The sequence below is a fragment of the Saccharomonospora halophila 8 genome, from assembly GCF_000383775.1.
GTDB lineage: Bacteria > Actinomycetota > Actinomycetes > Mycobacteriales > Pseudonocardiaceae > Saccharomonospora > Saccharomonospora halophila.
Map to the genome: position 1 here is coordinate 1 of NZ_KB912536.1, position 2,209 is coordinate 2,209.

A 2,209-nucleotide genomic window follows, 5' to 3' on the forward strand; every position below is an offset into this window, starting at 1 on the left:
CGTGCTCCCGGAGCCGGGGCCGGGCGCCGCCCGGCCCGAGGTCCTGGCCGAGCGGGCGACCGTGGTCACGGTCTTCGGTACGGACACCGCCGCCCACCGGTCCGGTGTCGTTCCGGACGGGACCGGACCGGTGGGCGCCGACCCGCTGGCCCTGTTCGCCGTTCCCGAGGACGAGGCGCCGGAGGTGGCCGCCGCCTCGTTGGACCGCCCGGTCACGGTGCTGTGGGAGTGACGGCCCACGGGGACCGACGCCCGCCGGAGAGCCGCCGGGCCGACGGGACGCGGACGGTGCCGGCTCAGCGGTCGTGGTGCGGGGGCCGGTTGTCCCGGTACCAGTCGTCCGAGCTCTCCCGTGGCCGGTCCGACCCGGGGTCGCGTTCGTCGGCCGAGGTGCGGGGGAGCACCTCACCGAACACGTCGTCGATCCGTCCACGCCGGGCGTGGTCCGCCTCGTCCCGTCCCACCACTGTCGTCCGTTCCCGTCTCTCGTGGGTTCGCGGTCTCCCCCGGTTCGTGCCGCACCGTCCGCCGGCGCCGTCCGCCGGTCCCGCGTCCGGTCCGGGGCTCAGTTCGCGTCGAGGCCGGAGAGTTCGTCGATGACGTGCGGAACCAGCGAGGACAGTGTGGCCATACCGTCACGCACGGCGGCCCGCGACCCCGCGAGGTTGACCACGAGGGTGCTGCCGGAGACACCGACCAGGCCGCGGGAGATGCCGGCGTCGACGGCACCCGCGCTCAGACCGGAGGCCCGCAGCGCCTCCGCGATGCCGGGCACCGGCCGGTCGAGCACCCCGGAGGTGGCGTCCGGGGTGACGTCGCGCGGGGAGACCCCGGTCGCGCCCACCGTGACCACCACGTCGACACCACCGATCACAGCCGTGTTCAGCGCGTTGCGGATCTCGACGGTGTCCGCCCGCACCACCACGGTGCCGTCGACGATGAAACTGGCCTCCTCCAACAGTTCGGTGACCAGGGGGCCCATGCTGTCCTCGACCTCGCCCGACACGGCCCGGTCGTCCACGATCACCACCAGCGCGCGGCCCAGCCGCTGCGAATCCCGCTCCATGTGGACACCGTAGTACCCGCGACACCACGGGCGACAGGCAGCGAGCCGACACCGCGGCACCCGCGGACGACCCGGACCGGAGATCACCCGCACGTGTCCGCACGTGTCCGCCCTGCGGTCCGTCCGGGTGCGGCCTAGCGTGAGGCGAATGCGTGTTCTCGTCACCGGTGGAGCCGGATTCATCGGCTCCCACATCACGGACCTGCTCGCCGAGTCGGGCCACGAGCCGGTCCCGCTCGACGGGCTCGTGCCGACCGCCCACGGCCCGCACGACCCCGAGCCGCACGAGCACGGTCCGCACGAGCACGGTCCGGACACCGACCGTGGAGGTCCGGACCACATCGGTCCGCACCGATTCGTCCGCGGTGACGTCACGGACGGCGCGCTGGTCCGGGACCTGCTGTCCGGGGTGGACGCCGTCTGCCACCAGGCGGCGGTCGTCGGACACGGGCTCGACCCCTCCGACGCGCCGACCTACACCTTCAACAACGACCACGGCACCGCCGTGCTGCTGGCCGCCATGTACGAGGCGGGTGTGTCGCGGCTGGTGCTGGCCTCGTCGATGGTCGTCTACGGCGAAGGTCGGTACGTGTGCCCGGAGCACGGCGACGTCGAACCCGCGCCCCGGTCGCGCGCGGACGTGGACGCGGGTGTCTACGACCCGCGGTGTCCCGGTTGCGGGGAGATCCCGGAGTCCCGGCCGATCGGGGAGGACGCCCCGCTCCGCCCGCGGAGCGTCTACGCGGCCACCAAGCTGGCGCAGGAACACCTGGCGGCGGCGTGGGCGCGGCAGACCGGCGGCACCGTGTGGGCACTGCGGTACCACAACGTCTACGGGTCCCGGATGCCGTCGGACACCCCGTACGCCGGGGTCGCGTCGCTGTTCCGGTCGGCGCTGCGCCGGGGCGAGGCGCCCACGGTGCTGGAGGACGGACGCCAGCGCCGCGACTTCGTGCACGTCTCCGACGTCGCCCGGGCGAACCTGCTCGCCCTGCGCACCGCGCCCGCCCCGGGATCACTGACCCCGGTCAACGTCTGCTCCGGCGAACCGTGCACCGTGGGCGAACTGGCCACCGAACTTGCCGCGGCCTGCGGCGGCCCCGCTCCGCGCGTCGTGGGTGGTGCCCGCCCGGCCGACGTCCG

3 protein-coding genes and 1 pseudogene are annotated in these 2,209 nt (G+C 74.4%); 2 read left to right on the forward strand and 2 right to left on the reverse strand.

The window, feature by feature from the left end; genetic code table 11:
• Positions 1-232: pseudogene (locus SACHA_RS25235) on the forward strand (hypothetical protein); the annotation flags it as partial.
• A gap of 64 nt (positions 233-296) precedes the next feature.
• Here SACHA_RS25235 and SACHA_RS25240 read toward each other — a convergent pair.
• Both SACHA_RS25240 and SACHA_RS21345 read right to left on the reverse strand, forming a co-directional pair.
• Entirely contained in the window at positions 297-464 is a 168-nt protein-coding gene (locus SACHA_RS25240; protein WP_198010129.1) for a hypothetical protein, read from the reverse strand.
• Positions 465-565: 101 nt separating this feature from the next.
• Positions 566-1,066 (reverse strand): MogA/MoaB family molybdenum cofactor biosynthesis protein, encoded by a 501-nt coding sequence (locus tag SACHA_RS21345; RefSeq protein WP_019809327.1) that lies wholly within the window; start codon positions 1,064-1,066, stop codon positions 566-568.
• 148 nt (positions 1,067-1,214) lie between these two features.
• Between SACHA_RS21345 and SACHA_RS0109875 the strand changes: the two genes are divergently transcribed.
• Positions 1,215-2,209: NAD-dependent epimerase/dehydratase family protein (locus tag SACHA_RS0109875; RefSeq protein ID WP_019809329.1), on the forward strand; the 995-nt coding region annotated here is incomplete at its 3' end.